Annotated in this window: 25 protein-coding genes and 1 riboswitch; of the genes, 16 read left to right on the plus strand and 9 right to left on the minus strand. The window is 72.7% G+C overall.

The features are described from left to right. Nucleotides 1-114: 114 nt before the first annotated feature. Complete coding sequence (locus ACGFIS_RS06440; protein WP_392913072.1) at nucleotides 115-1,050, minus strand: PDR/VanB family oxidoreductase; 936 nt, start codon at nucleotides 1,048-1,050, stop codon at nucleotides 115-117. 429 nt (nucleotides 1,051-1,479) lie between these two features. On the opposite strand from ACGFIS_RS06440, the gene ACGFIS_RS06445 reads away from it, so the two are divergent. Further along, a complete protein-coding gene (locus tag ACGFIS_RS06445) occupies nucleotides 1,480-1,833 on the plus strand; it encodes a hypothetical protein (protein WP_392913074.1) in 354 nt (117 codons plus the stop codon). A gap of 219 nt (nucleotides 1,834-2,052) precedes the next feature. Here ACGFIS_RS06445 and ACGFIS_RS06450 read toward each other — a convergent pair whose 3' ends face one another. Next, a complete protein-coding gene (locus ACGFIS_RS06450) occupies nucleotides 2,053-2,796 on the minus strand; it encodes an alpha/beta hydrolase (RefSeq protein WP_392913075.1) in 744 nt (247 codons plus the stop codon). A gap of 299 nt (nucleotides 2,797-3,095) precedes the next feature. Between ACGFIS_RS06450 and ACGFIS_RS06455 the strand changes: the two genes are divergently transcribed. The 7 genes from ACGFIS_RS06455 (at nucleotide 3,096) to ACGFIS_RS06485 (ending at nucleotide 9,033) form a co-directional block, all read left to right on the plus strand. Beyond that, the gene (locus ACGFIS_RS06455; RefSeq protein ID WP_392913076.1) at nucleotides 3,096-3,428 is read left to right on the plus strand and encodes a hypothetical protein; all 333 of its coding nucleotides are present in this window, start codon (nucleotides 3,096-3,098) and stop codon (nucleotides 3,426-3,428) included. A 56-nt stretch (nucleotides 3,429-3,484) separates the two neighbouring features. After that, nucleotides 3,485-4,117, plus strand: a complete 633-nt coding sequence (locus ACGFIS_RS06460; protein ID WP_392913077.1) for a hypothetical protein — start codon at nucleotides 3,485-3,487, stop codon at nucleotides 4,115-4,117. 113 nt (nucleotides 4,118-4,230) lie between these two features. Then, the gene (locus ACGFIS_RS06465; RefSeq protein WP_392913078.1) at nucleotides 4,231-5,142 is read left to right on the plus strand and encodes an LLM class F420-dependent oxidoreductase; all 912 of its coding nucleotides are present in this window, start codon (nucleotides 4,231-4,233) and stop codon (nucleotides 5,140-5,142) included. A 175-nt stretch (nucleotides 5,143-5,317) separates the two neighbouring features. Next, nucleotides 5,318-5,440, plus strand: a riboswitch (cobalamin riboswitch). A gap of 75 nt (nucleotides 5,441-5,515) precedes the next feature. Further along, nucleotides 5,516-6,430, plus strand: coding sequence for an ABC transporter substrate-binding protein (locus ACGFIS_RS06470; protein WP_392913079.1), 915 nt, complete (start codon nucleotides 5,516-5,518; stop codon nucleotides 6,428-6,430). A gap of 58 nt (nucleotides 6,431-6,488) precedes the next feature. Further along, entirely contained in the window at nucleotides 6,489-7,547 is a 1,059-nt protein-coding gene (locus ACGFIS_RS06475; RefSeq protein ID WP_392913080.1) for a FecCD family ABC transporter permease, read from the plus strand. Beyond that, nucleotides 7,544-8,314: an ABC transporter ATP-binding protein gene (locus ACGFIS_RS06480; RefSeq protein ID WP_392913081.1), complete on the plus strand. Its 771-nt coding sequence runs from the start codon at nucleotides 7,544-7,546 to the stop codon at nucleotides 8,312-8,314. The genes ACGFIS_RS06475 and ACGFIS_RS06480 overlap by 4 nt, the downstream gene beginning before the upstream one ends. Continuing rightward, nucleotides 8,311-9,033, plus strand: a complete 723-nt coding sequence (locus ACGFIS_RS06485) for an adenosylcobinamide amidohydrolase (protein WP_392913082.1) — start codon at nucleotides 8,311-8,313, stop codon at nucleotides 9,031-9,033. The genes ACGFIS_RS06480 and ACGFIS_RS06485 overlap by 4 nt, the downstream gene beginning before the upstream one ends. A gap of 107 nt (nucleotides 9,034-9,140) precedes the next feature. On the opposite strand, the gene ACGFIS_RS06490 is transcribed toward ACGFIS_RS06485, so the two are convergent. Both ACGFIS_RS06490 and ACGFIS_RS06495 read right to left on the minus strand, forming a co-directional pair. Further along, nucleotides 9,141-10,412, minus strand: a complete 1,272-nt coding sequence (locus ACGFIS_RS06490) for a chromosome segregation ATPase (RefSeq protein ID WP_392913083.1) — start codon at nucleotides 10,410-10,412, stop codon at nucleotides 9,141-9,143. A gap of 88 nt (nucleotides 10,413-10,500) precedes the next feature. After that, complete coding sequence (locus ACGFIS_RS06495; RefSeq protein ID WP_392913085.1) at nucleotides 10,501-12,048, minus strand: AMP-binding protein; 1,548 nt, start codon at nucleotides 12,046-12,048, stop codon at nucleotides 10,501-10,503. Nucleotides 12,049-12,272: 224 nt separating this feature from the next. Here ACGFIS_RS06495 and ACGFIS_RS06500 point away from each other — a divergent pair, with 224 nt between their 5' ends. After that, nucleotides 12,273-14,360 (plus strand): hypothetical protein, encoded by a 2,088-nt coding sequence (locus ACGFIS_RS06500; RefSeq protein WP_392913086.1) that lies wholly within the window; start codon nucleotides 12,273-12,275, stop codon nucleotides 14,358-14,360. Nucleotides 14,361-14,371: 11 nt separating this feature from the next. After that, on the plus strand, nucleotides 14,372-15,742 hold the full coding sequence (locus ACGFIS_RS06505) for an extracellular solute-binding protein (RefSeq protein WP_392913088.1): 1,371 nt from the start codon (nucleotides 14,372-14,374) through the stop codon (nucleotides 15,740-15,742). Here ACGFIS_RS06505 and ACGFIS_RS06510 read toward each other — a convergent pair. Next, the gene (locus ACGFIS_RS06510; protein ID WP_392913089.1) at nucleotides 15,739-16,365 is read right to left on the minus strand and encodes a TetR/AcrR family transcriptional regulator; all 627 of its coding nucleotides are present in this window, start codon (nucleotides 16,363-16,365) and stop codon (nucleotides 15,739-15,741) included. The genes ACGFIS_RS06505 and ACGFIS_RS06510 overlap by 4 nt on opposite strands. A 78-nt stretch (nucleotides 16,366-16,443) precedes the next feature. Between ACGFIS_RS06510 and ACGFIS_RS06515 the strand changes: the two genes are divergently transcribed. From ACGFIS_RS06515 to ACGFIS_RS06530, 4 genes are read left to right on the plus strand one after another with little or no spacing between them, the layout of a single operon-like run. Next, nucleotides 16,444-18,057 (plus strand): carboxyl transferase domain-containing protein, encoded by a 1,614-nt coding sequence (locus ACGFIS_RS06515; protein WP_392913090.1) that lies wholly within the window; start codon nucleotides 16,444-16,446, stop codon nucleotides 18,055-18,057. An 8-nt stretch (nucleotides 18,058-18,065) separates the two neighbouring features. Further along, nucleotides 18,066-20,003 carry an acetyl/propionyl/methylcrotonyl-CoA carboxylase subunit alpha gene (locus tag ACGFIS_RS06520; RefSeq protein WP_392913091.1) on the plus strand — a complete coding sequence of 646 codons (1,938 nt, stop codon included), beginning with the start codon at nucleotides 18,066-18,068 and terminating at the stop codon, nucleotides 20,001-20,003. Nucleotides 20,004-20,005: 2 nt separating this feature from the next. Next, complete coding sequence (locus ACGFIS_RS06525; protein WP_392913092.1) at nucleotides 20,006-20,950, plus strand: hydroxymethylglutaryl-CoA lyase; 945 nt, start codon at nucleotides 20,006-20,008, stop codon at nucleotides 20,948-20,950. Between the two features lie 2 nt (nucleotides 20,951-20,952). Then, entirely contained in the window at nucleotides 20,953-22,101 is a 1,149-nt protein-coding gene (locus tag ACGFIS_RS06530) for an acyl-CoA dehydrogenase family protein (protein WP_392913093.1), read from the plus strand. A 70-nt stretch (nucleotides 22,102-22,171) separates the two neighbouring features. Here the strand turns inward: ACGFIS_RS06530 and ACGFIS_RS06535 are convergent, their stop codons facing one another. Further along, on the minus strand, nucleotides 22,172-23,407 hold the full coding sequence (locus ACGFIS_RS06535) for a hypothetical protein (RefSeq protein ID WP_392913094.1): 1,236 nt from the start codon (nucleotides 23,405-23,407) through the stop codon (nucleotides 22,172-22,174). Further along, nucleotides 23,397-23,912 (minus strand): SigE family RNA polymerase sigma factor, encoded by a 516-nt coding sequence (locus ACGFIS_RS06540; protein ID WP_392913095.1) that lies wholly within the window; start codon nucleotides 23,910-23,912, stop codon nucleotides 23,397-23,399. The genes ACGFIS_RS06535 and ACGFIS_RS06540 overlap by 11 nt, the downstream gene beginning before the upstream one ends. 88 nt (nucleotides 23,913-24,000) lie before the next feature. Between ACGFIS_RS06540 and ACGFIS_RS06545 the strand changes: the two genes are divergently transcribed. Both ACGFIS_RS06545 and ACGFIS_RS06550 read left to right on the plus strand, forming a co-directional pair. After that, nucleotides 24,001-24,786: an FkbM family methyltransferase gene (locus ACGFIS_RS06545; protein WP_392913096.1), complete on the plus strand. Its 786-nt coding sequence runs from the start codon at nucleotides 24,001-24,003 to the stop codon at nucleotides 24,784-24,786. A gap of 9 nt (nucleotides 24,787-24,795) precedes the next feature. Next, on the plus strand, nucleotides 24,796-25,143 hold the full coding sequence (locus tag ACGFIS_RS06550; protein WP_392913097.1) for a hypothetical protein: 348 nt from the start codon (nucleotides 24,796-24,798) through the stop codon (nucleotides 25,141-25,143). Nucleotides 25,144-25,391: 248 nt separating this feature from the next. Here the strand turns inward: ACGFIS_RS06550 and ACGFIS_RS06555 are convergent, their stop codons facing one another. Both ACGFIS_RS06555 and ACGFIS_RS06560 read right to left on the minus strand, forming a co-directional pair. Then, on the minus strand, nucleotides 25,392-25,985 hold the full coding sequence (locus ACGFIS_RS06555) for a class I SAM-dependent methyltransferase (RefSeq protein WP_392913098.1): 594 nt from the start codon (nucleotides 25,983-25,985) through the stop codon (nucleotides 25,392-25,394). An 87-nt stretch (nucleotides 25,986-26,072) separates the two neighbouring features. Then, a complete protein-coding gene (locus ACGFIS_RS06560; RefSeq protein ID WP_392913099.1) occupies nucleotides 26,073-26,987 on the minus strand; it encodes an LLM class flavin-dependent oxidoreductase in 915 nt (304 codons plus the stop codon). Nucleotides 26,988-26,990: the final 3 nt, after the last annotated feature.

Here is a 26,990-nt window from a genome sequence, read left to right on the forward strand (position 1 = left end):
CATGCCCTCCACTCAGGCGATATATGCCGACAGCCTAGCCGGGCGCGTCCGCTCCGGCCCGCAGATCGGCCCAGGTGGTCGGCGTGTGTTGCGGCCGGCACCGCCCCCTGGCCCCTAAAGCTCCAGGACGAGACGCGGCCCGCGGGCCCGGGAGACGCAGATCATCATGAAGCCTCCGTCCGCGCGCTCCTCCTCGGTCAGCACCGAGTCACGGTGGTCGGGCTCGCCTTCCAGGACGGGCGTCTCACATGTCCCGCACGTCCCCTCGCGGCAGGACGACAGGACGCTCACCCCCGCCTTCTCCACGGTTTCCAAGATCGAGCAGCCCCGCTCGACCTCCAGGGTGCGGCCGCTCACCGCGAGCTCGACCTCGAACGCGTCGTCCGGGCCGGTGACGGGTTTCGGGGCGAAGCGCTCCGTGCGCAGCGCCCCCGGGAGCAGGGCGGCGCAACGTTCCTCGGCCGCCGCCAGCATCGGCTCCGGCCCGCAGCAGTAGACGAGCGTGCCGGGCCCGGCCGCCGTCAGGGCACCGTCGAGGTCGAGCAGGCCGCACTCGTCCTGGGGACGGACGCCGACCCGGTCCCCGTAGCCGGACAGCTCGTCCAGGAAGGCCATCGCGGAGCGCCGGCGTCCGCCGTACAGGAGCCGCCAGTCGGCCCCCGCCGCGTCGGCGGCGGCCACCATCGGCAGGATCGGCGTGATACCGATCCCGCCGGCGAGGAACAGGTAGCGGGGCGCGTCCTCCAACCCGAAGTTGTTGCGCGGCCCGCGCGTCACGAGCTTGTCCCCCGGACGCACCCGCTCGTGCACGGCCGTCGAACCGGGCCCCTCCTTCAGCACGCCCACCCGCCACGTCCGCGAGTCGGCCGGGTCGCCGCACAGCGAGTACTGCCGGACGAGGTCATCGCCGAGGACCACGTCGATGTGCGCGCCGGGACGCCAGGACGGCAGGTCTCCCCCACTCGCGGCACGCAGGGTCAAGCCCACAACGCCGTCGGCGAGATCCGTCCTGCCGTCGACGACGACCTCCGTCTCGGTTCCCGTGCTCACAACCCCACCTTCGAACTCACCCACCGTCCAGGCCCGCGCCACATCTTCAGCCGATCCTCCGCCCGGCCCCGTGCCCACGTGTCCGGCCCGCCCGCCGTCCAGGCCCCTGCGCCTTATGGCCGGCCGGCCGGCCGTCCGGGCCGCGGCCGGTGTGTTCGGCCGTTCCGCGGTGACGGCCGCGTCACGATGCCGGATGTCCGCAACAGCGGTCACTGCTGCGTTCGCCACGACCATCGCCGCTCGTCCAAGGATCCGTCAGCACGGCTTCCATCGAGCGGAAGAACCGGTGGCCGGCGGTCACGCCCGCCGGGGAGGATCGCGGGCATGCGTTGTCGCCCCCCGGCAGGTGGCCCATCTCGTCCATTCCGACTGGCTCTTCCGCATGCCGACACTTCACCTCGCGGAGGCGTAAACCGCCGCGGGGGCCGCGTGCACCTTTACGAACTGGCCTGGTCCCCTTCCGCTCTGGGCGCCTGTCACGCCCTGGACGTCCCGCTCGTATGGGGCAACCTCGTGGGCGGCATGGCCGACCTGCTCATCGGCGACCGGACCGCCGCCGAGGAACTGTCGGAGAAGATACGTCCCGCCTGGACGGGGTTCGCGAGGTCCGGTGACCCGGGCTGGCCCGCCTACGAGCCGTCCCGGCGCCTCACCCGCATCCTCGACACCACTTGCGCCGTCGCCCCGTACCCGGAGGAAACGTCGCGCGCGCTCTGGGCGGACCACACGTTCGCCGCGCTCTGGGCGGACCACACGTTCGCCGCGCTCTCTCTCACTTCCTGACCGGTCCGGGGATGGACGCGGCCCGCGCTTCCCAGGGCCGCGTCCATCCCGCCCGGCCGTCCTGGTCGCCTCCCACCGGAACACCGGTCCGCGCCTATGATTGCCGAACGCGTGCACGGCACCGGCGGGTCGAGCCGGGTGGCGGTGATGCTCGGCCGGCCGGCCGAGGCGCGGCCGCCGCAATGTGGATAACGTCGAACCGGCGCGGCTTTTGGGTCCTCACTTCCTGACGGCGACCGCGGCCCAGGCACCGATGCGTTTGATCAAGTCAGGTGTCGCGGCGACTTCCGCATGGCCGAACGCGGGCTCGACCCACAGTTCCCGTGGATCGCGCGCCGCCTCGTACAACTGCCGGCCGTGTTCGAGCGGGAAGAACGCGTCGGCGTCCCCATGGACGACCAGCAGCGGGACCGGGGCGATCCGCCCGATGACCTCGTGCGGTGCCTCTGGCACGGGATCCCACCCGCCGGGAGCGATCCGGGTGCCGCGGGCCAGGCGCACGGCCAACCGCCCGACGCGTCGTTCGATCGCCCAGTGCACGCGCCGCATCGGCACCGTGTCGCGGTAGTACCAGCGGGCCGGCGCGCTGACGGAGACCACCGCGTCCACCCCACCGTGCAATGCCGCATGCCGGACGGCGACCGCACCGCCCATGGAGAAGCCTGTGACGGCGATCCGCTTGTAGCCTCTGCGGCGCGCCGCCATGACCACCGCGTCGATGTCCAGCACCTCACGGTCGCCGACGGTGGAACGCCCGCCGGACCTGCCGTGGCCGCGGAAGTCCAGCCCGATGACCCCGCCGTACCGGTTGAGGACACCGGCGATGCGGCGCAGCACGGGCTGCCGCCACGAGCATGTGAAGCCGTGTGCCAGGACGAAGCAGAGATCGCCGCCGCCCCGCAGGTGACCTGCGTCGATCCGCACGTCATCGGCGGTGTAGAGCGTGAGAGGTTCGGATGTCACCACGGTCTCCATGATCGGGCATGGCCCCCGGCGACCTGATGGTGGCCGCCGTCGGTGTGTCCGGCTGTACCACCTTCGTGGCCAGGGGAAACACGTCCGGACGTCATGGCCGGCCCGCGTCCCCGCGTGGGGTGCGTCGCTGCCGGCCGCCGCTTGACATGGGGGTATGCCGAAACCCTTCGGGCCCGGTCTCGACGACTTCGCCCGTGGATGGGCTGAACGGAGGGGGCGCGGGGTAGGTAGTCGAACGTGTCCGGAGGGCTGGTTGATCGACGGACTCGGGCGTCGGGTTGGCTGGTATGGGCAGCGAGAACCGTTCGCATCGGGTGAGGGCGCGCGGGAGCCGCCGCAACGCGGAGGATCGCGCCGCCGCGTTGCCCGGCGGTTCCGCGCTCGGTGAGCCGTACGTCGAGCACGGGCGTGAGGGCGAGGGGTACGCGCGTCAGGCGATGGTCTCCTCGGCGCAAGCCCATGATCGGGCCGCGATGTTGCTGGAGCGGATGGCCATCGCCCATCCTGAGGAGGCCGAATCGCATCTGCAGTCGGCCACCCGCCACCGCATGTGGGCCGAGAACGACCGGAGACTCGCGGAAGAGTACGGCCCCCGCGGCGGCGACCCGGACGGTTCGTGATCAGACCTGCCGGCGACGCGGAGTGAGGCGGGCGCAGCTCAAGCGGAGGGTGGAGGATGACCGTCGATCGGGGAACTCTGGAAACGGCACGGCGCTCGTTGCACGGGGTTGCCGAACTCGTGCTCGCCGGGCCGCAGTACAGGCAGAGCGGAACGATACGGCTGACGGTGACCGACGGCGGCTTCGGAACCGTTCAGGAGCCGGCGCTGCGGGTGAACGGGGCGGAGCTCGTGGCGGGTGACCGGGAGATCCCGCTGAACGGCGCCACCTGCAGGGAGCTCGCTGCGGCGGCGGGCATCGAGGCCGGAGCCGCGGAAGGTCTCTACAAGGACGGCAGCGGAGTCGGCCTGGACGACGTCCTCAGCATCGACGCAGAGGCCGCGCGGCACATCGAAGAAGTCTTCGGCCGGGGCCTCGAAGCGCTGACGAGGTTCGCGCCGGAAACCACGCCGGTTCTGTGGCCGGAACACTTCGATCTGGGCATGAGCCTCGACGAGGTCAACTACGGAGTGTCCGCGGGGGACGCCTTCCTGGGCGAGCCGTATGCGTATGCCGGGCCCTGGGAGCCGCGTCAGGGGTCATTCTGGAACACCCCCTTCGGGGCGGCGCGTCCGGCGCGTCAGCTGCCCGGCGCCACGGCGATGCTCGACTTCTTCATGGAGGCGAAGGACCGTGCCGCCCGCAGTTGAGGACGGGTGGTTCGGGGGTGACCGCTGTGGTGGGCGGCGTATCGGGCCGGCCGGGGATGAGTCGGGGCGGGGGTGTGTAAGGATCGCGTGAGATCGGTGACTGGGAGGTCGTTGTGCGTCTTGGAGTTCTACTGACCGAACGCGGCGGGGCCGAGGCGCTCGGCAGGCTGGCGGACGATGTGCGGCGTGCCGCGGACGACGGCTTCTCCTCGGCGTGGATCTCGCAGATCTTCGGGGTGGACGCGCAGACCGCCCTGGCCGTGGCCGGGGGCGGGGTGCCGGGCATCGAGCTGGGGACCGCGGTGGTGCCGACGTATCCGCGGCATCCGGCCGTGATGGCGCAGCAGGCGAGGACGACGGCGCTGGCGCTCCAGGGGCGGTTCACCCTCGGCATCGGGCTGTCACACAAGATCGTCATCGAGGACATGTACGGGTACGACTTCGGCCGGCCGCTGCGCCACATGGACGAGTACCTGTCGGTGCTGTTGCCTCTGCTGGCCGGGGAGAACGCGTCGTTCAAGGGCGAGACCGTGCAGGGCGACGTGGGGCTGAGCGTCCCGAACGAGGGGCGGGTGCCCGTGCTGCTCGCGGCGCTGGGGCCCAAGATGCTCAAGCTCGCGGCGGAGCGGACCGACGGGACGGTGCTGTGGATGACCGGCCCCGTGACCGTCCGCGAGCACATCGCGCCGACCATCACGGCGGCGGCCAAGGCGGCGGGGCGCCCGGAACCACGGATCGTGTGCGTGCTGCCCGTGTGCGTCACGGACGATGCCGAGCGCGCGCGGGAGCAGGCAGGCCAGACATTCGAGATGTACGGGATGTTGCCGTCCTATCGGGCGATGATGGACCGCGAAGGAGTGGACGGCCCGGCGGACCTGGCCGTCGTCGGGGACGAGGACACGGTCGCGGCGAAGCTGGAGGAGTTGTCCGAGGCGGGCGTCACCGATTTCGTCGCCGCGGAGTTCATTCCGGGCGAAGGCCGGGGCCGGACCCGGGAGTTCCTCAAGTCCTTCACGGCGAGATGAGCTCGTAGGGATCGCCGCCGGCGCCGGAGACGCGGCCCCCCGGGCCGCAGTCCGGATGGGCGTGGTCGATCCGCCCGTCGCCGGCGTGGGCGGGTTCGGCGCCGGCGTGGGCGGGTTCGCCGCCGTGAGACGGCGGGGCGGGTGCCCGCTCCGATAGGGGGACAGGTCCGGATTCGGCGCCTGATACCGTTGCGATGCTGCGCGCCAGGAGCGAAGTCCGGTGTGAATCCGGCGCTGTCCCGCAACTGTGGTGCCCCTCTCGATGTGGCCGAGCCAGGTCGCCTCCTCGCGCGCCGACGATTCTCGACCTCGTGGAAGGGCGATCCGTCATGGATGAGCGGGCCGCGGCTTCCCTGGACCCCAGGAGGCTCCTGTGAGACCCGTACGTACCCTCGGCGCGGTGATGGCGATCGTCGCCGTCACGTTCGCGGCCGGATGCGGCGACGGCGAGACCGGCGATGCGGCCTCAGGCGCGAAGGCCGTCACCGTCCAGGCCGCCAACGGCGCGGTGACCGTCCCGGCCCGGCCCGAGCGGATCGTGTCGCTCTCCCCCACCCACACCGAGACGCTGTTCGCCATCGGCGCGGGACCGCAGGTGGTCGCCGTGGACGACTACTCCAACCACCCGCCCAACGCGCCGCGGACGAAGTTGTCGGGGTTCAAGCCGAACGCCGAGGCGGTCATCGAGTACAAGCCCGACCTCGTCGTCGTCTCCGACGACCTGAACGGCATCGTCAAGGCGCTGGAGAAGGTCGAGATCCCCGTCCTGCTGGAGCCCGCGGCGACCAACGTGGACGAGGCCTACGACGAGATCAACGACCTCGGGCTGGCCACCGGGCACGCGGCCGAGGCCGAGAAGCTCACCGGCGACATGCGGGCGAGCATCCAGAAGACGGTCGCCGCGTCCTCCAAGGCGAAGGGCCTCGGCTACTACCACGAGCTCGACAACCAGCTCCACTCCGTGACGTCCAGGACGTTCGTCGGCCAGGTGTACGGGCTGTTCGGCCTCCGCAACATCGCCGACGAGGCGGACAAGGCGAGCGGCGAGTACCCGCAGCTGTCACGCGAGTACCTCCTCAAGCAGGACCCCGACCTGATCTTCCTGGCCGACACCAAGTGCTGCGGCCAGAACGCCTCCACTCTCGCCGAGCGCCCCGGCTGGTCGGATCTGGACGCGGTCAAGAACAAGGGCGTGGTCGAACTCGACGACGACATCGCCTCCCGCTGGGGTCCCCGCCTGCCCGAGTTCGTCAAGGCGATCGGTGACGCGGTGCAGAAGATCCAGTGATCACCGCCCTCATGGACGCCCGCCCATGACCCCCCGGCCCCACCGGGGGTGGCGCGTGATGGTGCGGAAGGGGTCGCCGGAGACGGCGGGGCAGGCCAGGCTGCGGCCGCTGTCGCTCGGCCTGGCCGTCGCGCTCCTGGCCGCGACCCTGCTGGCCGGGGTGCTGGTGGGGGCGGCGGGGCTGCCCGTCGGCGGGGTGCTGCTGGCGCTGGCCGACCGGGTTCCGTTCGTGCACATCGACTCGGGGCTCGATGTCATCGACGAGAACATCCTGTTCGAGTTGCGGGTGCCGAGGGCGCTGATGGCGGCGCTGGTCGGGGGGATGCTCGCCATGGCGGGCGCCGGCTATCAGGGCGTGTTCCGCAATCCGCTCGCCGATCCGTATCTGCTGGGCGCGGCGGCGGGCGCCGGTGTCGGCGCCACGACGGTGATCGTGCTGTTGCCGGGCGACCCCGGATACGCGGTGCCGCTCGCCGCGTTCGCGGGCGCGATCGGCGGCGTGTTCCTGGCGTACGCGCTGGGCAACACGGCGGGACGCGGGAACGGGGCCGCGACGCTGGTGCTGGCCGGAGTCGCGGTGTCGTCGTTCCTGGCGGCGATCCAGACGTTCCTGCAGCAATTGAAGGCGGAGGAGCTGCAGCGGATCTTCTCGTGGCTGCTCGGCGGGGTCGGGGCGGCCGACTGGAACCAGCTGGCGCTGATCGCCCCGTACTCGCTGGTGTCGACGGTGGTCCTGCTCGCGCACGGCCGGCTGCTGGACGTGCTGAGCGTCGGGGACGAGGAGGCGGCGTCGCTCGGCCTGTCCGCGGCGCGGGTGCGGCTGACGGTGCTGGTCGCGGCGTCGCTGGCGACGGCGTGCGCGGTCGCGGTGAGCGGGCTGATCGGGTTCGTCGGGATCGTGGTGCCGCATGTGGTGCGGCGGCTGGCGGGCGGCTCGTACCGGATCGTGCTGCCGCTGTCGCTGCTGGGCGGGGCGGCGTTCCTGGAGGTGGCGGACCTGGTGGCGCGGACGGTGATCGAGCCGGGCGAGCTTCCGCTCGGCGTCGTGACGGCGTTCGTCGGCGGGCCGTTCTTCGTCGCGGTGCTGCGCGCGAGCCGCAGGCAGGTGGACACGTGACGGTACTGGTGCGGGGCCTGGACGTGGCGCTGGGCGGGCGGCCCGTGCTGAAGGGGGTGTCGCTGGACGTCCCGGCCGGGTCGTGGACGGCGATCATCGGGCCGAACGGGGCGGGGAAGTCGACGCTGATGCGCGCGGTCCTGGGGCTCGTGCCCTCGCACGGCGAGATCACCGTGGCGGGCGTGGACCTGGGGACGCTGAAGCCGAGGCAGCGGGCCCGGCTGATCGCCTACGCGCCGCAGAGCCCGAACCTCCCGGTGGGGATGACGGTGTTCGACTACACGCTCCTCGGCCGGTCGCCGTACGTCCCGCACCTGGGCCGGGAGAGCGCGCGGGACCGGGCGATCACCGCGGAGGTCCTCGACCGGCTGGACCTCACCGCTTTCGCGACCCGCCCCCTCGACCATCTCTCCGGCGGTGAGCGGCAGCGGGTGGTGCTGGCGCGGGCGCTGGCGCAGCAGACGCCGGTGCTGCTTCTGGACGAGCCGACCACGGCGCTCGACATCGGGCACCAGCAGCAGGTGATGGAGCTGGTCGACCAGTTGCGGCTGTCCGACGAGCTGACCGTGGTGACGACGATCCACGACCTGACGCTGGCCGGGCAGTACGCCGACGACCTGGTCCTCGTCTCGGATGGACGGGTCGCCGCCGCGGGAGCGCCCGCGCGGGTCCTCACACGTTCCGCCGTCGAGGCGCATTTCGACGCGCGCGTGCACGTCACCACCGGCCCCGGCGGCCGGCCGATCCTGTCGTTGGAGCGTCCATGAGAATCGAGACGGTGTGGCGTGAGGAGGACGGGGCGCGGCTCGCCTCGACCGTGTGGCGGGCGGGCCCCGGGCACCGGATGATCTCGTCGGCGATGCTGGGCGGCGGGATCGGCCCGGCCGGGTGGGTGCTGAACGCGCAGGTCGCGGGCGGCTACTCGCGCACCGACCCGGTCGTCCATCTGGAGGAGCTCGCCGGGTCGTACGGCCTGGACGGGCCGGGCGTCGGGATGCTCACCGCCGCGTCGGTCTCCCGTACCATGCGGCGGGACGACGAGGGCGTGAGCGTCTCGGCGACGGTGGGGCTGCGGGTCCCGACGTGGGCGGCCTCCCCCGCCGGGACGCCCGATCCCGAGCTGGCGCCGATCCGCCTGGACGGGGCCTTTCCGCCCGCGTGGAGCCCGGGGACCGTGAACATCGTCGTCGCCGTTCCCGTCGCGTTGAGCGACGCGGCGCTGGTGAACGCGGTCGTCACCGCGACCGAGGCCAAGACCCAGGCGCTCCTCGAAGCGGGATATCCGTGCACGGGGACCGCGTCCGACGCCGTCTGCGTCGCTGCCGCGGTCGGCGGCGGGGCGGCGGAGCCGTTCGCGGGTCCTCGTTCCACGTGGGGTTCCAGGATCGCCCGCGCGGTGCACGCCGCCGTCCATGCCGGCGCCGTCGACTACACCGCCTATCTGAAGGCCCGGAACCCGGGTCCGGACCGGGGCCGGCACGGCTAGCACCGGCCGCCGTACCACCCCGGTGCGATACGGCGGCCGGTTCAGGGCCAGTGCAGTGGGGGAAGAGCCTCACCTCCTCGCGGTGCGTCGATCGGCCGGCGTGACGGTCAGCCGGCGTGGGGAAGGCGCTGTCCGTTGCGCTGTCCGTCGTGATGGCCGGTGCGCCTCATGGGGTCGGTGGCGAGCGGGTCGCCGCCGTCCAGGGACGAGCCGTTCACCTGCGGCACGGGATGCAGCCCGGTCGGCGGTTCCCGGTCGACGACCGGGCGCGGGCCGCCGTCGCGGCGTCCGTCCGCGAGGCCGGTGAGGGCGTCGACGCGGCGGCGGGCGCGTTCGGCCTCGGCGCGGGCGGCGTCGCGTTCGGCGGTCAGCGCCGTCACCGCGGCGCGCAGTTCCTCGGCGGTGCGCGACAGCTGCCAGTTGTGCTGTTCGGATTCGCGTGCCCGTGCCTGCATCTGGTCGCGGTCGGCGACGGCCTGGCCGCGTTTGGCCTCGGCGTCGCGGACGGCGGAACGCAGATCCTCGGCGGCGCGTTTGGCCGCGTCGGCCTCGACGCGCTGCCCCTCGACGAGGGTCTCGGCCTCCGACAGCCGCCCGTGCAGGGAGACGAGTTCCGCGCGGGCGCTCTCCAGCGAGGCGAGCAGTTCGCCCTCGCGGGACGCGACGCGGTCGCGGTCGCGTTCGGCGGCCAGCCGGGCGGCCTGCGCGCCTTCGGCCTCGTCCCCGGCCTCCCGGCATTCGCGCCTGGCGGCGTCGCGTTCGGCGGTGAGGCGTTCGGCCTGGGTGCGGGTGGACGCGGCCTCCTGCTCGGCGGCGTCGGCGCGGGCGCGGGCGGTGGCGGTCTCCCGCCAGGCGGCCTCGGCCTGCCGCTGGGACGCGTCACGTTCCCGCTGCGCGATCGCGATGTGCCCGGCGGCGTCGGCGTGGACGTCGGCGACCCGCCGTTCGACGCCGGCGACGCTCAGCTCGGACATCAGGGAGCCGGCGAGCCGGTCGGCGGCGCCTTCCAGCCGCTCGACCATCTCCCACGCCCACGCGACCTGCCCGGTGAGTCCCGGGGACTGCCGGCCGCGCTCGCGGTTCTCCCGCGCGGACCGCTCGCACTCCCCGTCGTTGTCATGGCAGTAGCGGACGGTGCGGGCACCGCGCACCGGCTGCGGCACGGGCCGTCCGCAGCCGGCGCACGGCCAGACCGCGGCCGGGTCGCCGAGGCGTGCGATCCCGGCGCGGTGGTCGTCGTCCTGTGTCCGGGACGCGGACTCCGCGGAGGCGGCGGCCTCGGCGTAGGCGGCGTTGTCGGTGACGACGGGAAGGTCGGTCATCGTCGGGGCGGGGGTCGGGGCGACGTCGTCGAGCGGGGCGACCTTCTGGTCCTTCATGTGCCGTTGTACGCAGGAGTCCCCGGAGGCGTTCGACGTTCACCGCAACGACTTCGGACGCGTCCTCCCGGCGGCGCCCCGGACGCGTTCAGCCGGCGTGTTCTCCCAGGTAGTCCTCCCGCACGCGGCGCCGGCTGAGTTTGCCGGACGGGGTGCGCGGCAGCGTCTCGCGGAACTCGATGCGGCGCGGATGCTTCAGTTTCGACAGCCGGGGCCCGCAGTGCGCGAGGAGGTCCGCGGCCAGGTCGTCGCCGGCGGCGGCGTCCTCGGCGGGCTCCACGAGCGCGACCACGATCTGCCCCCAGTCGTCGTCCGGGACGCCGATGACGGCGACGTCGCCGACCGCCGGGTGCTGCAGCAGGGCGTTCTCGATCTCCGCCGGGTAGATGTTGACGCCGCCGGCGATGATGAGGTCGGTGCGGCGGTCGCTCATGTAGAGCCAGCCGTCCTCGTCGAGGTGGCCGAGGTCGCCGGGCGTGTAGAGGTCGCCGCGCATGGCGGAGGCGGTCTTCTCCGGGTCGTCGTGGTACTCGAACCCGGGCTGCCCGCCGGCGTAGATGAGGCCGGTCTCCCCCGGCGGCAGTTCGGCGCCCTCCGGGTCGAGGATCTTGATCTGGACGCCGTCGACCGCGCGCCCGACCGTGCCGGGGTGGGCGAGCCACTGCTCCGGGGTGGCGACGACGACGGGTCCGCTCTCGGTGGAGCCGTAGTACTCGTAGAGGACGGGCCCCCACCAGTCCATCATCCGCTGCTTGGTCTCGACGGGGATGGGCGCGGCGCTGTGGTACACCTGCCGCAGCGTCGACAGGTCGTGGCGGGACCGGACGTCGTCGGGCAGCGCGAGCATGCGGTGGAACATCGTCGGCACCATGAACGAGTTCGTGACGCCGTACCGTTCGATCAGCTCAAGGGTGTCCTCGGGCCGGAAGTGCGGGACGACCACGACGGCGTGGCCGAGGTTGAGCGACATCAGCGCGTGCACGCACGGCGCGGAGTGGTAGAGCGGGCCGATGGCGAGGTGGACCTCGTCGCCGGGTTCGAGGCCGAGGTTCCGCATCAGCGTCTGCCGCATGAGGTCGAGCACCACCTCCGGCGGGATGTCGAACAGCGGCCGCTGGACGCCCTTCGGCCGGCCCGTCGTCCCGGACGTGTAGAGCATGATCGAGCCCATCTGCCGCTTACCGGGCGGCTCGGCGCCGCCCGTGGCGCACAGCGCGGCCAGCGAGCCGTAGCCCTCGGCGGGGTCGACGCTCACCCGCCCTTCGGCGGGAATGCCCGCCTCGTCGGCCGCCCCCGACACGACGCCGGCGAACGCGCTTTCGGTCACGACCGCCTTGGCGCCGCTGTCGGCCAGGATGTATCCCACCTCGGGCGCGGTCAGGTGGCGGCTCACCGGGACGAGGTAGAGGCCCGACTGCATCGTGGCGAGCAGGACGGTGAGGAATTCGCGCCGATTGCCGAGCACGGTCGCCAGTGAGTCGCCGGGACGCAGCCCGAGACCGCCCAGCGCGTTCGACAGGCGATTCACCTCGGCGTGCAGTTCGCCGTAGGACACCGGTTCGCCGGGGGCCGGAATGGCCGGGCGGTCCGGGTGGTTCCGTGCGATCTCGTAGAAGCCGATGCCCTCGACGCCCATGCGGCGCTCCCCTGTCCGGAGTCGGTTGGCCGGGTGGCCCTCGGTACATCTGACCCAGTGCTCGACGGTGACGTCAAGAACACGGCCGGTCCGCCAGCGAGGGCGGGACGAATCGGCCGATCCAGGTCAGCGGTTTTCCTGACCTTGGTCTTTCGCGGAAATATCATGGGGGCCCGGATTCCGGGGAGCCGGCTGGCCGGGAGCGACGCGGCGATGGGACCTGCATGACTGATTCCGGCGGCGGGGGAAGCGGCGGAGGGAAGGGGGCGGCGCCCTGGCCGCTGGCGCTCATCCCCGGCGTGTCGTCCGGCGTCATCGTCACCGTGGCGATGAAGTACGTCTACGCGTTCGCATGGTTGAGGACGCTGGTCACGGCCGCCGTGACGCTGCTGGCCATCGTCCTGCTGGCCTGGCTCGTCACCCGGCCGCCGGTGATCGGCGCGGTGAGGCGGATCTCCGGGAGCCTGCCGAGGAAGGGTGTGGCGGCCGCCGCGGGGGGCGCCGCCGGAGCCTCGCTCATGGCGCTGGTCCTGCTCGCGGGCAGCGGCGTCCAGTGGCTGGCGGAGCGCACCGGCCCGTGTGAGCAGCCGCTGGAACTGAGGGTCCTGACGACCCCCGAGACGCTCACGCCGCTGCGCGCCGCGGCGGCCGAGTTCGAGAACGACAGCGAGGACCGCGGCTGCAGCCAGTACGGCGTCACGGTCGTCCCGCAGGCGGGGCCCGTCACGCTGTACGACGGGTTCAGGCTTCTGTGGCGGCGCAGCGAACCCGCCGACGCGCGCCGCGCGGACGGCGAGGAGCTGTTCGGCCCGCAGCCCGACATCTGGATCCCGGCGTCGACGGCGGAGTACGACTTCATCCCGAAGGACCCCGGTGACGCCGCCCCGGCCGGGCGGGCGGGCGGCGCGGCGGCGGGCGCGGACGGCACGGGCGACCCGAGGTTCCGGCACCGCGGTTCGCTCGCGTCGTCTCCGCTGGTGCTGGCGCTGTTCACCGACGCCCACGAGTCCGTCGCCGACCCGATCGCGGCGCCGATCGCACCGAGCACGGCCGACCTGCTGAACCGCGTCGAGGACGCGGGCGTCCGGCTGCGCGCGATCGCCCGTCCCGTCCCGGAGACGTCGTCGGCGGCGCTGGCCGTCACGCCCGCCCTGTACGACGCGCGGCCCGGCGGCGACGCGGAGGACGAGCGGTTCGCCGAGCCCGCCGACCTGGTCGCGCCGGACGCGGTGTCGCTGCTGTGCCGGTTCCGTGAACGCGCCGCCGAGCGGGACTCCCGTCCCCCGGACGACATCGCGGTCGCCGTCCCCGAGCAGGTGCTGCACGACTACGACACGGGACGGCCGCTCGGCGACCGCTGCGGCGCCGTCGACCCCGGCGCCGCCCCGCACGCGCGATGGCGCCTGCACCCCTACTACGCGACGGACCTGCCGACGCTCGACCACCCGTTCATCCAGGTGCGGTGGCGCGGGCAGGACACCAGGGAGCGGGACGCGGCCGTCACCGCGTTCCGCCGCTGGCTGGACGGCCATCCCCTCACCCTGCAGGGCTTCCGGGACGACCGCGGAGTCGTCCCTCCCGGACGCGAGGGCGACACCCGCCATTTCTACCTGTCGCGGCTCCAGGGCATGGTGGGCAACCGCGTGATGCCGGCGAACGTCGGATTGACGCCGCCGGAGGACGTGCAGAAGACGCTCGACCGCATCGGGGCCGCACGTCCGAGGATCTCGGTGTCGCTGATGTTGGACGTGTCCGGGTCGATGGGCGGTGCGGCCCGGGCGCGCGGCGGTGCGCGCCTCGCCCGCGGCGCGTCGTTCCTGCGGAGCCTCGTGTCGCAGCTGCAGAGCAACGACCGCGCCGGCCTTCAGGTGTCGTCGTCGACGGCTTCGCCGGGCGAGCCCGGCACGTTCGGGAACGTGCCCCAGGACGCGGCGTCCCCCGACCACAAGAACGCGGTCACGAGCCGTCTGCAGGCGGTCGCGTCCGGCGGGGCCGACCGCCCGCTCGCCGACGCGATCGCCGCGGCCGACCTCGGGCCGGGCCGTCCGAACCTCATCCTCGTCACCGACGGGCAGAGCCCCGCGACCAATCCCCGCCTCGCCGCACGGGCCGGGTGGCTGTCGGGTGAGTTCCGCGATCGGCATCCCGACCTGCGGCTGACCGTCGTGCTGACGGGACCGGCGACCTGCGGGTCCTCGCCCGTCGAGGAGATCGTGGACGCGCTCGCCCCCGGGGACGGCGCGGACTGCGTGACGCTGACCGGCGCTCCCGAAGCGGAGCAGGCCGCCGAACTGCTGTCGGACCTGAGATGACGGAGAACCCGATGCGCACTGGAGGGCGGCGGCGGTCACCGCCGGGCGGCCGGGCGGCGTGGATCGGCGCCCTGTGCGGCGCGGCACTGGTCCTGCTCGCCTGGCTGGGCATCGTGGTGCTGTGGCCGGACTCCTCGTATCCGTCGATGACGGCCGACTGCGAGCGCAAGGAGCTGTTCGTCGTCGGCGGCACGGACGTCAGCCTGAAGAACCAGCGCCGGGCGCTGATCCGGCAGTGGAACGAGGGACAGTACGCGGACGGCCGCCCGCACCCGCACGCCACGCTCGTGGAGGTGTCGGAGTCCACCGATCTGCAGCACAGCCAGATCAAGGCCGTCGTGGAGTCGGGAGGCTGCGCCTACGACGTCCTCATCATGGACAATACGTGGACGGCGCAGTTCGCCGACGCCGGCTACCTGCGTCCCCTCGAAGGCGTCGACGGGCGGGGCGACTTCTTCCCGGCTGCGCTGCGGACGGGCGAATGGGAGGGCGAGCAGTACGCCGTCCCGTTCAACGTGGACGTCGGTCTCCTCTACCACCACGAGGGCGTGGCGCCGCCGGAGGCGTGGCCGGGGCTGCTGGTCTCCGGCGTCGCGGTGCAGCTGTCCGACTACGAGGGCCTGACCGTCAACGCGCTGGAGGCGGTGTGGAACGACGGCGGCGCCGGCCTGCTCACCGGTGAGGATCCTCCGAGCACGGCGGAACTGCGTGACGAGGTGTATCCGGCGCTCACCCGGCTCGCCCCGCACGTGCGGGACTCGCTGGCCGCGTCGCGGCGGTACGGGGAGCGGGAGAGCATCGAGGCGTTCGCGTCCGGGACCCGGCTGATGCGCAACTGGCCCTACGTCTTCTCGGCGCTCGCGTCGGAGCCGCGGATGCGGGACGGCGACCGGCTGCGGTTCGGGGTGGCGGCGCTGCCCGGCCGCACCGTCCTCGGCGGGCAGAACCTCGCGGTGTCCGCGCACTCCCCCAGTCCCGGGGCGGCCGCCGATCTCGTGGAGTTCCTGAGCGGGACGCGGAGCCAGCGCCTGCTGTTCTCGTGCGGCGGCTTCGCGCCCGGGCGGTACTCGGCGCTCGGGCTGGCGCCGGAGCGCGACTCCCCCGCCGATGTGCGGGTGCGGACGTGCTCGTCCCTCACCGGGGAGACGCCGGGCCCCGGTGAGGCCGAGCTGCCCGGCCGCGAGGAGCTCACCCAGCTGGGACGTGCCGTGGTGACCGCGCTCGGCCGCGCCGAGCCCCGCCCGGTGACGCCGCACTACAGCACGTTCTCCAGCACGTTCCGCGGCTGCGTCCAGAAGATCTTCGACCGGGCCGGGACGGACGCCGAGACGTTCGCCGGGGCCGTCGAGGACTCCCTGGACGGCCGCGCGGCGTCCTGCTAGGCGGCGCCTTCGGGCCGGGCGGCGGCGTCGAGGGCGGCGCGGGCCATGGTGTGCAGGAGGTCGCCCATCGCGTCGCGGCCGAGGCCGGTGGCGCTGTGCGGCGTCGAGTTGAGGAGGCCGAAGCACGCGTGGACGGCCGCGCGGGTCCGGTCGTCCGGCAGGCCGGGGCTCAGGCGGCGCAGGACGGCGACCCATTCCTCCACGTAGGCGCGCTGGAGCCGGCGGATGCGGTGGCGCCCCGGCTCGGGGACGTTGTCGAGTTCCCGTTCGTGGACGGTGATCAGCGCGGGGTTGTCGAGGGCGAACGCGATGTGCCAGCGCAGCAGCGCATCGAGGGCGCGGCCCGGGTCGGGGCCCGCGGCGCGGCGGACGCCTTCGGCGAGCAGGCGTTCGCTGATGTCGAGGAGCATCTCGGCGAGGACGGCCTCTTTGCCGCTGAAGTGCCGGTACAGGGCGGGGCCGGTGAGCCCGACGGCCCGTCCGAGGTCGCCGATGGACGTCCCGTGGTAGCCGCGGCGGGCGAACAGCTCGGCCGCGGCGCCGAGGATCTCGGCCCGGCGCGGGTTGGGCGGGCCTGCCGGGGAATCGGGCCCGGGGGCCGCCTCGGCGGGTTGGGACGTCATGGCGGCCAGTCTAGACTAGAGTTGTTAATGACGATTAACATCGGCATTGTTAACGATCGTTAACCGGGAAGGGGGGTCATGAGCGGACCCGGGATCGGCTCCGGCGCCGACGTGGCGAGCGAGGGGTTCAAGGCGAGCGCCGCGCACAACGAGGCCCTCGTCGCGGAGCTGCGCGACCATGTCGACCGCGCCGGGCGCGGTGGTTCCGAGCGGGCCCGCGAGCGCCATGTCGCGCGCGGCAAGCTGCTCCCCCGCGACCGGGTCGACACGCTCCTCGACCCCGGCTCGCCCTTCCTGGAGCTGTCGCCGCTGGCCGCGACCGGGATGTACGGGGACGAGGCCCCCGGCGCCGGGATCATCACCGGGGTCGGGCGCATCTCCGGCCGCGAGTGCGTCGTCGTCGCCAACGACGCCACCGTCAAGGGCGGCACCTACTACCCCGTCACGGTGAAGAAGCATCTGCGCGCCCAGGAGGTGGCGCTGCACAACCGCCTCCCCTGCGTGTACCTGGTCGACTCCGGCGGCGCGTTCCTGCCCCGGCAGGACGAGGTGTTCCCCGACCGCGAGCACTTCGGCCGCATCTTCTACAACCAGGCGACGATGTCGGGCCTGGGGATCCCGCAGATCGCGGCGGTGATGGGCTCGTGCACGGCGGGCGGCGCGTACGTCCCGGCGATGAGCGACGAGGCCGTCATCGTCCGGAACCAGGGGACGATCTTCCTGGGCGGGCCGCCGCTGGTGAAGGCCGCCACCGGCGAGGTCGTCACGGCCGAGGAACTGGGCGGCGGCGAGCTGCACTCCCGCACGTCCGGCGTCACCGACCATCTCGCCGAGGACGACGCGCACGCGCTGCGGACCGTCCGCGACATCGTCGCGACGCTCGGCCCGCGCGAGCCGCGACCGTGGGACGTCACCGCGCCCGAGGAGCCCGCCGTCGACCCGGCCGAGCTGTACGGGGTCGTCCCGCCCGACCCGCGCACCCCCTACGACGTGCGCGAGGTCATCGCCCGGATCGTGGACGGCAGCCGCTTCCAGGAGTTCAAGAAGGAGTACGGGCCCACGCTCGTCACCGGCTTCGCCCGCGTCCACGGGCATCCGGTCGGGATCGTCGCCAACAACGGCATCCTGTTCGGCGAGTCGGCGCAGAAGGGCGCGCACTTCATCGAGCTGTGCGACCGGCGCAGCGTCCCGCTGGTGTTCCTGCAGAACATCACCGGGTTCATGGTCGGGCGCGAGTACGAGGCGGGCGGCATCGCCAAGCACGGCGCGAAGATGGTCACCGCCGTCGCCTGCGCCCGCGTCCCGAAGTTCACCGTCGTCATCGGCGGCTCGTTCGGCGCCGGGAACTACGCGATGTGCGGCCGGGCGTACTCGCCGCGCTTCCTGTGGATGTGGCCGAACGCCCGGATCTCGGTGATGGGCGGCGAGCAGGCCGCGAGCGTCCTGGCCACCGTCCGCCGCGACCAGATGGAGGCGCGCGGCGAGGAGTGGCCCGCGCGGGACGAGGAGGACTTCAAGTCACCGATCCGCGAGCAGTACGAGGCCCAGGGCAACCCGTACTACTCGACGGCGCGGCTGTGGGACGACGGGGTGATCGACCCGCTCGACACCCGGCGCGTGCTGGGGCTCGGGCTGTCGGTCGCGGCCAACGCACCGCTGGAGCCGGTCGGCTACGGCGTCTTCCGGATGTGAGGGTGTTGATGTTCGACAGCGTCCTGGTCGCCAACCGCGGGGAGATCGCCGTCCGCGTCTTCCGCACGCTGCGGCGGCTCGGCGTCCGCTCGGTGGCCGTCCACACCGGCGCCGACGCCCTGGCGCGCCACGTGCGGGAGGCGGACGAGGCCCTGCTGATCCCGTCGTACCTGGACATCGAGGCCGTCATCACGGCGGCGCGCGACTCCGGAGCGCCGGCCGTCCACCCCGGGTACGGCTTCCTCGCGGAGAACACGGCGTTCGCGCGGGCGTGCGGCGAGGCGGGGCTGGTGTTCATCGGCCCGCCGGCCGAGGCGATCGAGGCGATGGGCGACAAGATCCGCGCGAAGCGGACCGTCGCGGCGGCCGGTGTCCCCGTCGTCCCCGGAAGGGATGAACCGGGCCTCTCGGACGCCGAGCTGAAGGCCGCCGCGCTGGAGGTCGGTCTGCCGGTGCTGCTGAAGCCGTCCGCGGGCGGCGGCGGCAAGGGCATGCGGCTCGTCCGGAACGCCGCGGAACTGCCGGAGGCCATCGCGTCCGCCCGCCGCGAGGCGCGCGGTTCGTTCGGCGACGACACGCTGCTCGCCGAGCGGTTCGTCGACAACCCCCGGCACATCGAGATCCAGGTCTTCGCCGACGGGCACGGCAACGCCGTCCACCTGGGCGAACGCGAGTGCAGCCTGCAACGCCGGCATCAGAAGATCGTCGAGGAGGCGCCGTCCCCGCTGCTGGACGCCGCCGCCCGGGAGCGGATGGGCGCCGCCGCCGTCGCCGCCGCGCAGGCCGTCGGCTACGTGGGCGCAGGGACGGTCGAGTACATCGTCCCGGCGGACCGCCCGGACGAGTTCTTCTTCATGGAGATGAACACCCGCCTCCAGGTGGAGCACCCGGTCACCGAGCTCGTCACCGGCCTCGACCTGGTCGAACTCCAGCTCCGGGTGGCGGCGGGCGAACCGCTGCCGCTCACCCAGGGCGACGTCCGCCTCGACGGGCACTCGATCGAGGCCCGCGTCTACGCCGAGGATCCCGCACGGGGATTCCTGCCCACCGGCGGCCGCGTCCTCGCCCTGACCGAACCCGGCGACGCCCGCGTCGACTCCGGTCTCGACGCCGGCACCGAGGTCGGCGGCGCCTACGACCCCATGCTCGCCAAGGTCGTCGTCCACGGCTCCGGCCGCGCCGAGGCCCTGCGCCGCCTCGACCGCGCGCTCGCCGCGTACACGCTGCTGGGCGTCCCGACGAACGTCGCGTTCCTGCGGTCGCTGCTCCGCCACCCGTCCGTCGTGTCGGGCGACCTCGACACGGGCCTCGTCGAACGCGAACTGGACGGCCTTGTCTCCGGAACCTCCGTCCCGCCCGAGGTGTTCGCCGCCGCCGCGCTCGAACGGATGCGGGCGCTCGAATCCGGCGACGACCCGTGGGACGTCCCCGACGGCTGGCGTCCCGGCGCCCACGCCTGGACGCCGTGGATCATCACCCCGTCCGGCGGCGACCCGGTGGAGGTCCGCGTCCAGGGCCGCGCCGGGTCCGCCCGCGTCGCCATCGGCGATGACCCCCCGGTCACGGCCTCGCTCGGCGAGCCGTTCACGCTGACCTACGCTGGGAGGACGACCTCGTTCGAGGCGGCTCGCGACGGGCACACGCTGTGGCTCGGCCGCGACGGGCACGCGTGGGCGCTGAGCGAGCACGTCCGCGCCGAGGCGGGCGCCGCGTCCGCCGCCGCCGGCGACGGGGTGCTGCGCAGCCCGATGCCGGGTACGGTCCTCGCCGTCAAGGCGGCCGAGGGCGACCGGGTGGCGGAGGGGCAGCCGCTCGTGGTCGTCGAGGCGATGAAGATGGAGCACACCGTCACCGCGCCGCTCACCGGCGTCGTGGCGAAACTGCCGGTCCGCGCGGGCGCGCAGGTCGCGCTGGACGCGGTCCTGGCCGTGATCGAGGAGGCATGACGATGCGGGTACCGCTTTCCGGGCTCCCCGGGCGGGTCACGATCTACGAGGTCGGGCCGCGGGACGGGCTGCAGAACGAGAAGGCCGTCGTCCCCGTGGACGTCAAGGCCGAGTTCGTGACCCGGCTGGCCGGCGCGGGCCTGCGCACGATCGAGACGACCAGCTTCGTCCACCCGAAGTGGGTCCCGCAGCTCGCCGACGCCGAAGACCTCCTCGACGTCCTGCCGCGCTCCCCCGACCTGCGCTACCCCGTCCTCGTCCCGAACGAGCGGGGCCTCGACCGGGCGCTCGCCAACGGCGTCACCGAGATCGCGGTCTTCGGCAGCGCCACCGAGTCGTTCGCCCGCCGCAACCTCAACCGCACCGTGGACGAGTCGCTCGCGATGTTCGCGCCCGTCATCGAACGCGCCCACGCCGAGGGGCTCTGGGTGCGCGCCTACATCTCGATGGTGTGCGGCGACCCGTGGGAGGGCGACGTGCCGATCGAGCAGGTCGTGTCCGTCGCCTCCCGCATGATGGACCTCGGCTGCTCCCAGCTCAGCCTCGGCGACACCATCGGCGTCGGCACGCCCGGCCACGTCACCGCCCTCATCGAGGCGCTCGGCGCCGCGGGCATCGGCACCGAGCGGCTCGCCGTCCACTTCCACGACACCTACGGGCAGGCCCTCGCCAACACCCTCGCCGCCCTCCAGGCCGGCGTCACCGTCGTCGACGCCTCCGCGGGCGGCCTCGGCGGCTGCCCGTACGCCGAGAGCGCCACCGGCAACCTGCCCACCGAGGACCTCGTCTGGATGCTGCACGGCCTCGGCATCGACACCGGCGTCGACCTCGGCGAGCTCGTCGCCACGAGCCTGTGGATGGCCGGTCACCTGGGCCGGCCCAGCCCGTCCCGCGTAGTCCAGGCCCTCGAACCGGAGCGCCGGAGGCGCGACCATAGGCAGGAGTAGCAATGATCGACTTCACGCTCACCGACGAGCAGGAGGAACTGCGGCGCACGGTGGAGCGGTTCGCCCGCGAGACCGTCGCCCCGGTGATCGGGGACCTGTACGAGCGCGGCGAGTTCCCGTACGAGATCGTCGCCGCGATGGGCAGGATGGGCCTGTTCGGGCTGCCGTTCCCCGAGGAGCACGGCGGCATGGGCGGCGACTACTTCGCGCTCTGCCTGGCCCTGGAGGAGCTCGCCCGCGTCGACTCGTCCGTGGCGATCACCCTGGAGGCCGGCGTCTCCCTGGGCGCGATGCCGATCCACCGGTTCGGCTCGCCCGAGCAGAAGAAGCGGTGGCTGCCGCTGCTCACGTCCGGTGAGAAGCTGGCGGGTTTCGGTCTCACCGAGCCGGGCGGCGGCTCCGACGTCCCCGGCGGCATGCGCACCACCGCCCGCCTGGACGGCGACACCTGGGTCATCAACGGGTCCAAGGCGTTCATCACCAACTCCGGCACCGACATCACCGCGTTCGTGACCGTCACCGCCTTCACCGGCGACGGCGAGATCTCCACGATCATCGTCCCGAACGGCACGCCCGGCTTCACGGTCGGCCGCAAGTACTCCAAGGTCGGCTGGTCGGCGTCCGACACCCGCGAGCTGTCCTTCGACGACGTGCGGGTCCCCGCCGAGAACCTCGTCGGGGAGCGCGGCCGCGGCTACGCCCAGTTCCTCCGCATCCTGGACGAGGGCCGCATCGCGATCGCCGCCCTCTCCGTGGGTCTCGCCCAGGGCTGCGTGGACGAGTCCCTCCGCTACGCCCGCGAGCGGGAGGCGTTCGGCAAGGAGATCGGCCGCTACCAGGCGATGCAGTTCAAGATCGCCGACATGGAGATGCGCGCCCACACCGCCCGCCTCGCCTACTACGCGGCGGCCGCGAAACTCCTCGCCGGCGAGGAGTTCAAGAAGGAGGCCGCGATCGCCAAGCTGGTCGCGTCCAACGCCGCGATGGACAACGCCCGCGACGCCACCCAGGTCTTCGGCGGCTACGGCTTCATGAACGAGTACGCCGTCGGCCGCTTCTACCGCGACGCCAAGATCCTCGAAGTGGGCGAGGGCACCTCGGAGGTCCAGCGCATGTTGATCGCCCGCGCCCTCGGCCTGCCCCCGTCCTGATCACGGCCTGTCGCCGGCCGGCCTGCGAACGCGGGCCGGCCGGCGACGGCGGCGCTCACGCGCCGGACCTTCAGCGGATCTTCGAGAGGTCGAGCAGCGTCGTCCCGCCCTTGTTCGTGAAGAAATGCTGCGGGTCGCGGTCATTGCGCGCCTGCCCCATCACCTCGTTGTACCGCCGTATCCCGGTGTCGAGCAGCCTGCCGGTCTTGACGTCGTACAGCACGTGGTTCTTCGTCGTGTGCCCGTCCGGGAAGTAGGGGACGAACCGCCCGTAGACGACGCCCCGTGCCGGCGCCGGGAACTCGTCGAAGGGCAGCGTCCTGCCGGCCTTCCCGTCCCTGCGCTGCACGGCGGTCACCATGTCCCCGCGGTCGGTGACACCGGCCGCCGGGTCGCCGACGCACCACGTCACCCCGCACGACCATGCTCCCTTGAACGGCGTGAGACCGGCCTCGCGGCGCTCCCCCGTCCGGACGTTCCACAGCGACCGGTACCTGATGCCCCCGACCTTGTCCTCGTGGGACGCAAGTGATCCGATCCAGGGCCAGGAGACGATGTCGAAACCGCCGGTGCCGGGGATCTTCTCCGGCGCCCCGCCCGACAGCGGCGCCTCGTATACGCCGTCGCCCATGCCCCAGACGATGGTGCCGCCGTCGATCAGCAGTGTGGACAGCGACGCCCCCGGCATCCCGATGATCTTGTGTGCGGCGCCGCCGGCGACCGGCGCCCCCCAGATCTCCACGGTGTCGCGGCCGTCCACCCGGTACGACAGCCACCAGATGACCTGGCCTTGCCCGACGGTGATATCGGACGCGTAGATCTTCGAGCCTTCCGGGACCACCACGTCGGTGATCACGGTGGCCTTGCGGGTGTCGAGGTCGTAGGACCACAGCCGGTCCGGGAGTTGGAGGGACGACCAGGTCGCCCCCACCAGCGTGCCGCCGTCCAGGAGCGTGGCGGGGTGCAGTGTGCGCCCGTTCGGCAGTTCGCCTGGGACGCTCCGGACGGCGTCGGGCCACCGTTCGCGCACCTTGACGGGCACGCCGAGGTCGGAGCGCGACACCGGTCTCAGGTCGCCGGCCGTGGCGGCGGGGGGCGGTTCCTCACCGGAGCGCGCCGCCACACCGGCCGCGCCCGTCCCGCCGAGGATCACCGCGACGGCCAGCGCGGCGGCCGACGTCCGGCGGCGCCGCCTCCTGCGGTGCCGCCTCTCCACCCGCTCCAGCAGGTCCGGCTCCACCTCCGGCGCCTCCCGCGCCGCGGTCGTGAGCATGCCGCGCAGCGCCAGGTCCAGATCATCGTTCATGGTGCCCTCCCATCGTGGACGCGGCGGCCGGGCGCCAGTCCGCGCGGAGCTTGCCGAGCGCGCGGGCCGCCTGGCTGCGGACCGTGCCGCGCGAGATGCCGAGCATCCCGGCGATCTCCTCGTCCGAAAGGTCCTCGTAGTACCGCAGGACGAGCACCGCCCGCTGCCGCGGCGGCAGCGACGTCAGCGCCTCCCACAGCCGCGGATCGTGCTCGGCCCGCTCGATACCGCGGTCGTCGTACCGGGCTTCCGGCACGCTGCCGACCAGATGCTCCCGTCGTCGCCGCCGCCACAGGCTGATGTGCTGACGCGCCATGATCGTGCGCACGTACCCCTCGGGATCATCTTTGTTGACGACCCGTTCCCAGGTGCCGCGAAGCCTGACCAGCCCGTCCTGCACCAGGTCCGCCGCATCGTCGGCGTTGCCGGTGAGCACATAGCCGTAGCGGAGCAGAGCCTGCGCACGGGTCGTCACGAATTCCTCGTACGTCACGTCATCGGTCAAGAGGCCGTCCTTCCCATCACACCCAGGACGCCCCACCACCCGGATCTGTTGCACGGTCCGCCGGAACGGCGCGCGGTACAGTCGGCGGATGCTGCTGCGCGCATACGGGATCGCCCGATCCCTGTTCATGTACTACGGGGTTCCGGGTAAGCACCGGCGCGCGTCGCGCCTCTACGGCGAGTTCCTCAAGCCCGGCGATCTCGCCTTCGACATCGGCGCGCACGTCGGCGGCCGGGTGCGCGTGTGGCGGCACCTCGGAGCGCGTGTGATCGCGGTCGAGCCGCAGCCCGACTGCCTGCGCGTCCTGCGGCTCCTCTACGGCCGCGCCCATGACGTCACCATCGTCCCCGGGGCCGCCGGAGCCAAGCCGGGGCGGGCGCAACTGGAGGTGTCCACCGCGACGCCCACGGTCTCCTCGATGTCACCCGACTGGATCAAGTCGGTCACGGCGGACAGCAGCTTCGCCAGCGTCCGCTGGGACAGCTCGGTCGAGATCGAGGTGACCACCTTGGACGACCTCATCGCCGCGCACGGCGTACCGGCCTTCTGCAAGATCGACGTCGAGGGCTTCGAGGCCGACGTCCTCGCCGGGCTCACCCGGCCCCTCCCCGCCCTGTCGTTCGAGTACATACCGTCGGCCCACGACGCGACCCTGGAAGCCCTCCGCCACGTCGAGCGACTCGGCAAGGACGCGGGCGGCTACCTCTACAACTACTCCCCCATCGAAACGATGAGGTTCGCCGCCCCCCGCTGGCTCGACGCGGCCACCCTGGAGCGCCGGCTGGACCGCATCCGCCCCCGAGGCCGCTCCGGCGACATCTACGCCCGCCTCCGCACCCCTGACCAAATGCCGGGCGATCACCCGAGCCGATGAGGGGGCCTGATGAACACCTACTGGTTCACCGTCAAGACGAGCGGCTTCCCTGAGCGGGAGCCGGCCGGCATCTCGAACAAGCTGTACGGCATCCTGGAGGGCGGCGGTGGGGTCGACGCGCTGATCGCCGGGGACGAGCGCGGCGGTGAGGTCGAGTTCTCCCGTGAGGCGGAAGACGCCGTCGTCGCGATCATGTCGACGATCGAGCAGGTCGAGGCCGCCGGTCTGGACGTCGTCGGTGTGACCGAAGACCTCGTGGACATCGAGAACATCGCCGACCGGGCCGCGTCAGCTCTGCGGCGGTGTCCCACTGGACGTCCGGCGCACGCGGCGGCGGCGGGTTCCCCGAGCCGGTGATCGAGCGTAGGCGCGGGAGTCTCTGGGCCTGGTCACAGGTGTCGCGGTGGCTTCAAGACAAGAGGCTCGGCAACGTCGACCCCGCTGCCGTCGAGGTCGCGCGTGCGGCTCGCTTCTTCGACGCGGTTCTCATCGCGCGGCGTGAACGGGACCAGGTGATTCCGTCCTACCGGCGAGAGCGCGTGAGGGGCCTCCTCTCCGATCTGGTGGCATGAAGACCGCCCTCCTGCCGACGGCCCCGGCCCGATTCAGGGGCGGCGGGCCGTGAAGACGGTCAGTTCGGAAAGTTCCCGCCGGGTCACGGCCGGGAAGCGGCTGCGCATCTCGTTTTGGATGCGGTCCAGTTGGTCGTCCGGCAAGGTCAGGCGCCGGGTGACCCTGGACGGGCGGCTGCCGCCATGCCAGGCGATCACCACGCGCCCGCCGGGACGTGTGACGCGGTGCAGTTCGTCCAGCCCGGCCTCCAGGCTCGGCCAGACGCCCACGGTGTTGACCGAGACCACACAGTCGAACTCGGCGTCGGCGAAGCCGGTGTTCTCGGCGGTTCCCAGCCGGAGGTCCGCGTCCGTCCCCTGTTCGACGGCCATGTCACGCATGTCCGGCGACGGATCGACGCCGCAGACACGTCCCGCGGGCGTCCGGGTGAGGCGGCGGATCAGGCCGCCCGGACCGTATCCGACCTCCAGCACGTGCTCGCCCGCCCGGATGTCGAGCAGGTCCGCTATCTCGTCCTGCTTGTTCGTGCGCAGCATGAGGAGTCCGGCAAGCCGTCCGCGCAACCCGCCCGGCAGGACGAAGGCCGAGCGGGTGGCTTTGCCCGAGGTCCATGGCGTCGTCTCCACCTGGGAGAACGTTCCCCGGCGTCGCACTTGGAATCCAGCCGGTAACGCGTCGAAGGATACGGAGCCTGGGATGCCGTGGTCGCCCGCTCAGCCGTTCTCTTTCGCGATCGCCTCCCGGACGGCGGGGACGATCTCCCGGGCCCAGCGGCCGAGGGAGACGGCATCGTGCTCACCGCCACCGGCCGGGAAGAGCGTGAAACCCGACGCGCCGTGCTCCAGGACCGCCCCGGTCAGTTCCTCGGTCCACTCGCCGACGGAACCGCCGATCCAGCGGCCGGCGCGGTCCCGCGTCGCGGCCGGCGGGCGGTCGGTGATGCGTCCGGGAAAGTTGAACACCGTGCGGATCTCACGCGGATCGCGTCCGGCGGCGGCCGCCGCTTCGTCGATGACCTGCCGTGACGTCCGGTATCGCTCACTGAGCCAGTCCGCCGCATGGCCGGGAATCCAGCCATCCGCCACCCGGCCCGTCACGGCCAGGGACTTGGGGCCGACCGACCCGGTCCACACCGGCGGCGCGGGCACGGGCGCGGGTTCGATGTCGTCCACCCTGTAGTGGCGGCCTCGGCGGGTGACCGGCGGGCCGCCACCCGACAGCGACTTGACCAGCACGATCGCCTCCTCGAACGCGTCCACGGCGTCACCCCGGGAGAGCCGCGGCACCCCCATGTCGGCGATCCGATCCCAGAGCCCGCCCGCACCCATGCCGAGCACGATGCGGCCGCCGGACAGCGCCGACAGCGACGTCACCGTCCGCGCCAGCATGGGGGCGGGCCGGGTCGGCAGATTGGTGACGTTGGCGAATCCGGTGATGTGCCGCGTACGTCCGAGGATGAAGCCGATGGCGGCGTAGGCGTCCAGACGCGCGCCTATGTACGGATGGTCCGACAGGGAAAAGATGTCAAGGCCGTCATCGTCGGCCTGCTGAGCCATGCGCAGCAGCTCGGGGGCGTCGCCGACGCCCGTATGCGCGCCGAAGCCGAAGACGACATCTTGTACCGGCATCGT

It is taken from the genome of Spirillospora sp. NPDC048824, from assembly GCF_043198455.1.
GTDB lineage: Bacteria > Actinomycetota > Actinomycetes > Streptosporangiales > Streptosporangiaceae > Spirillospora.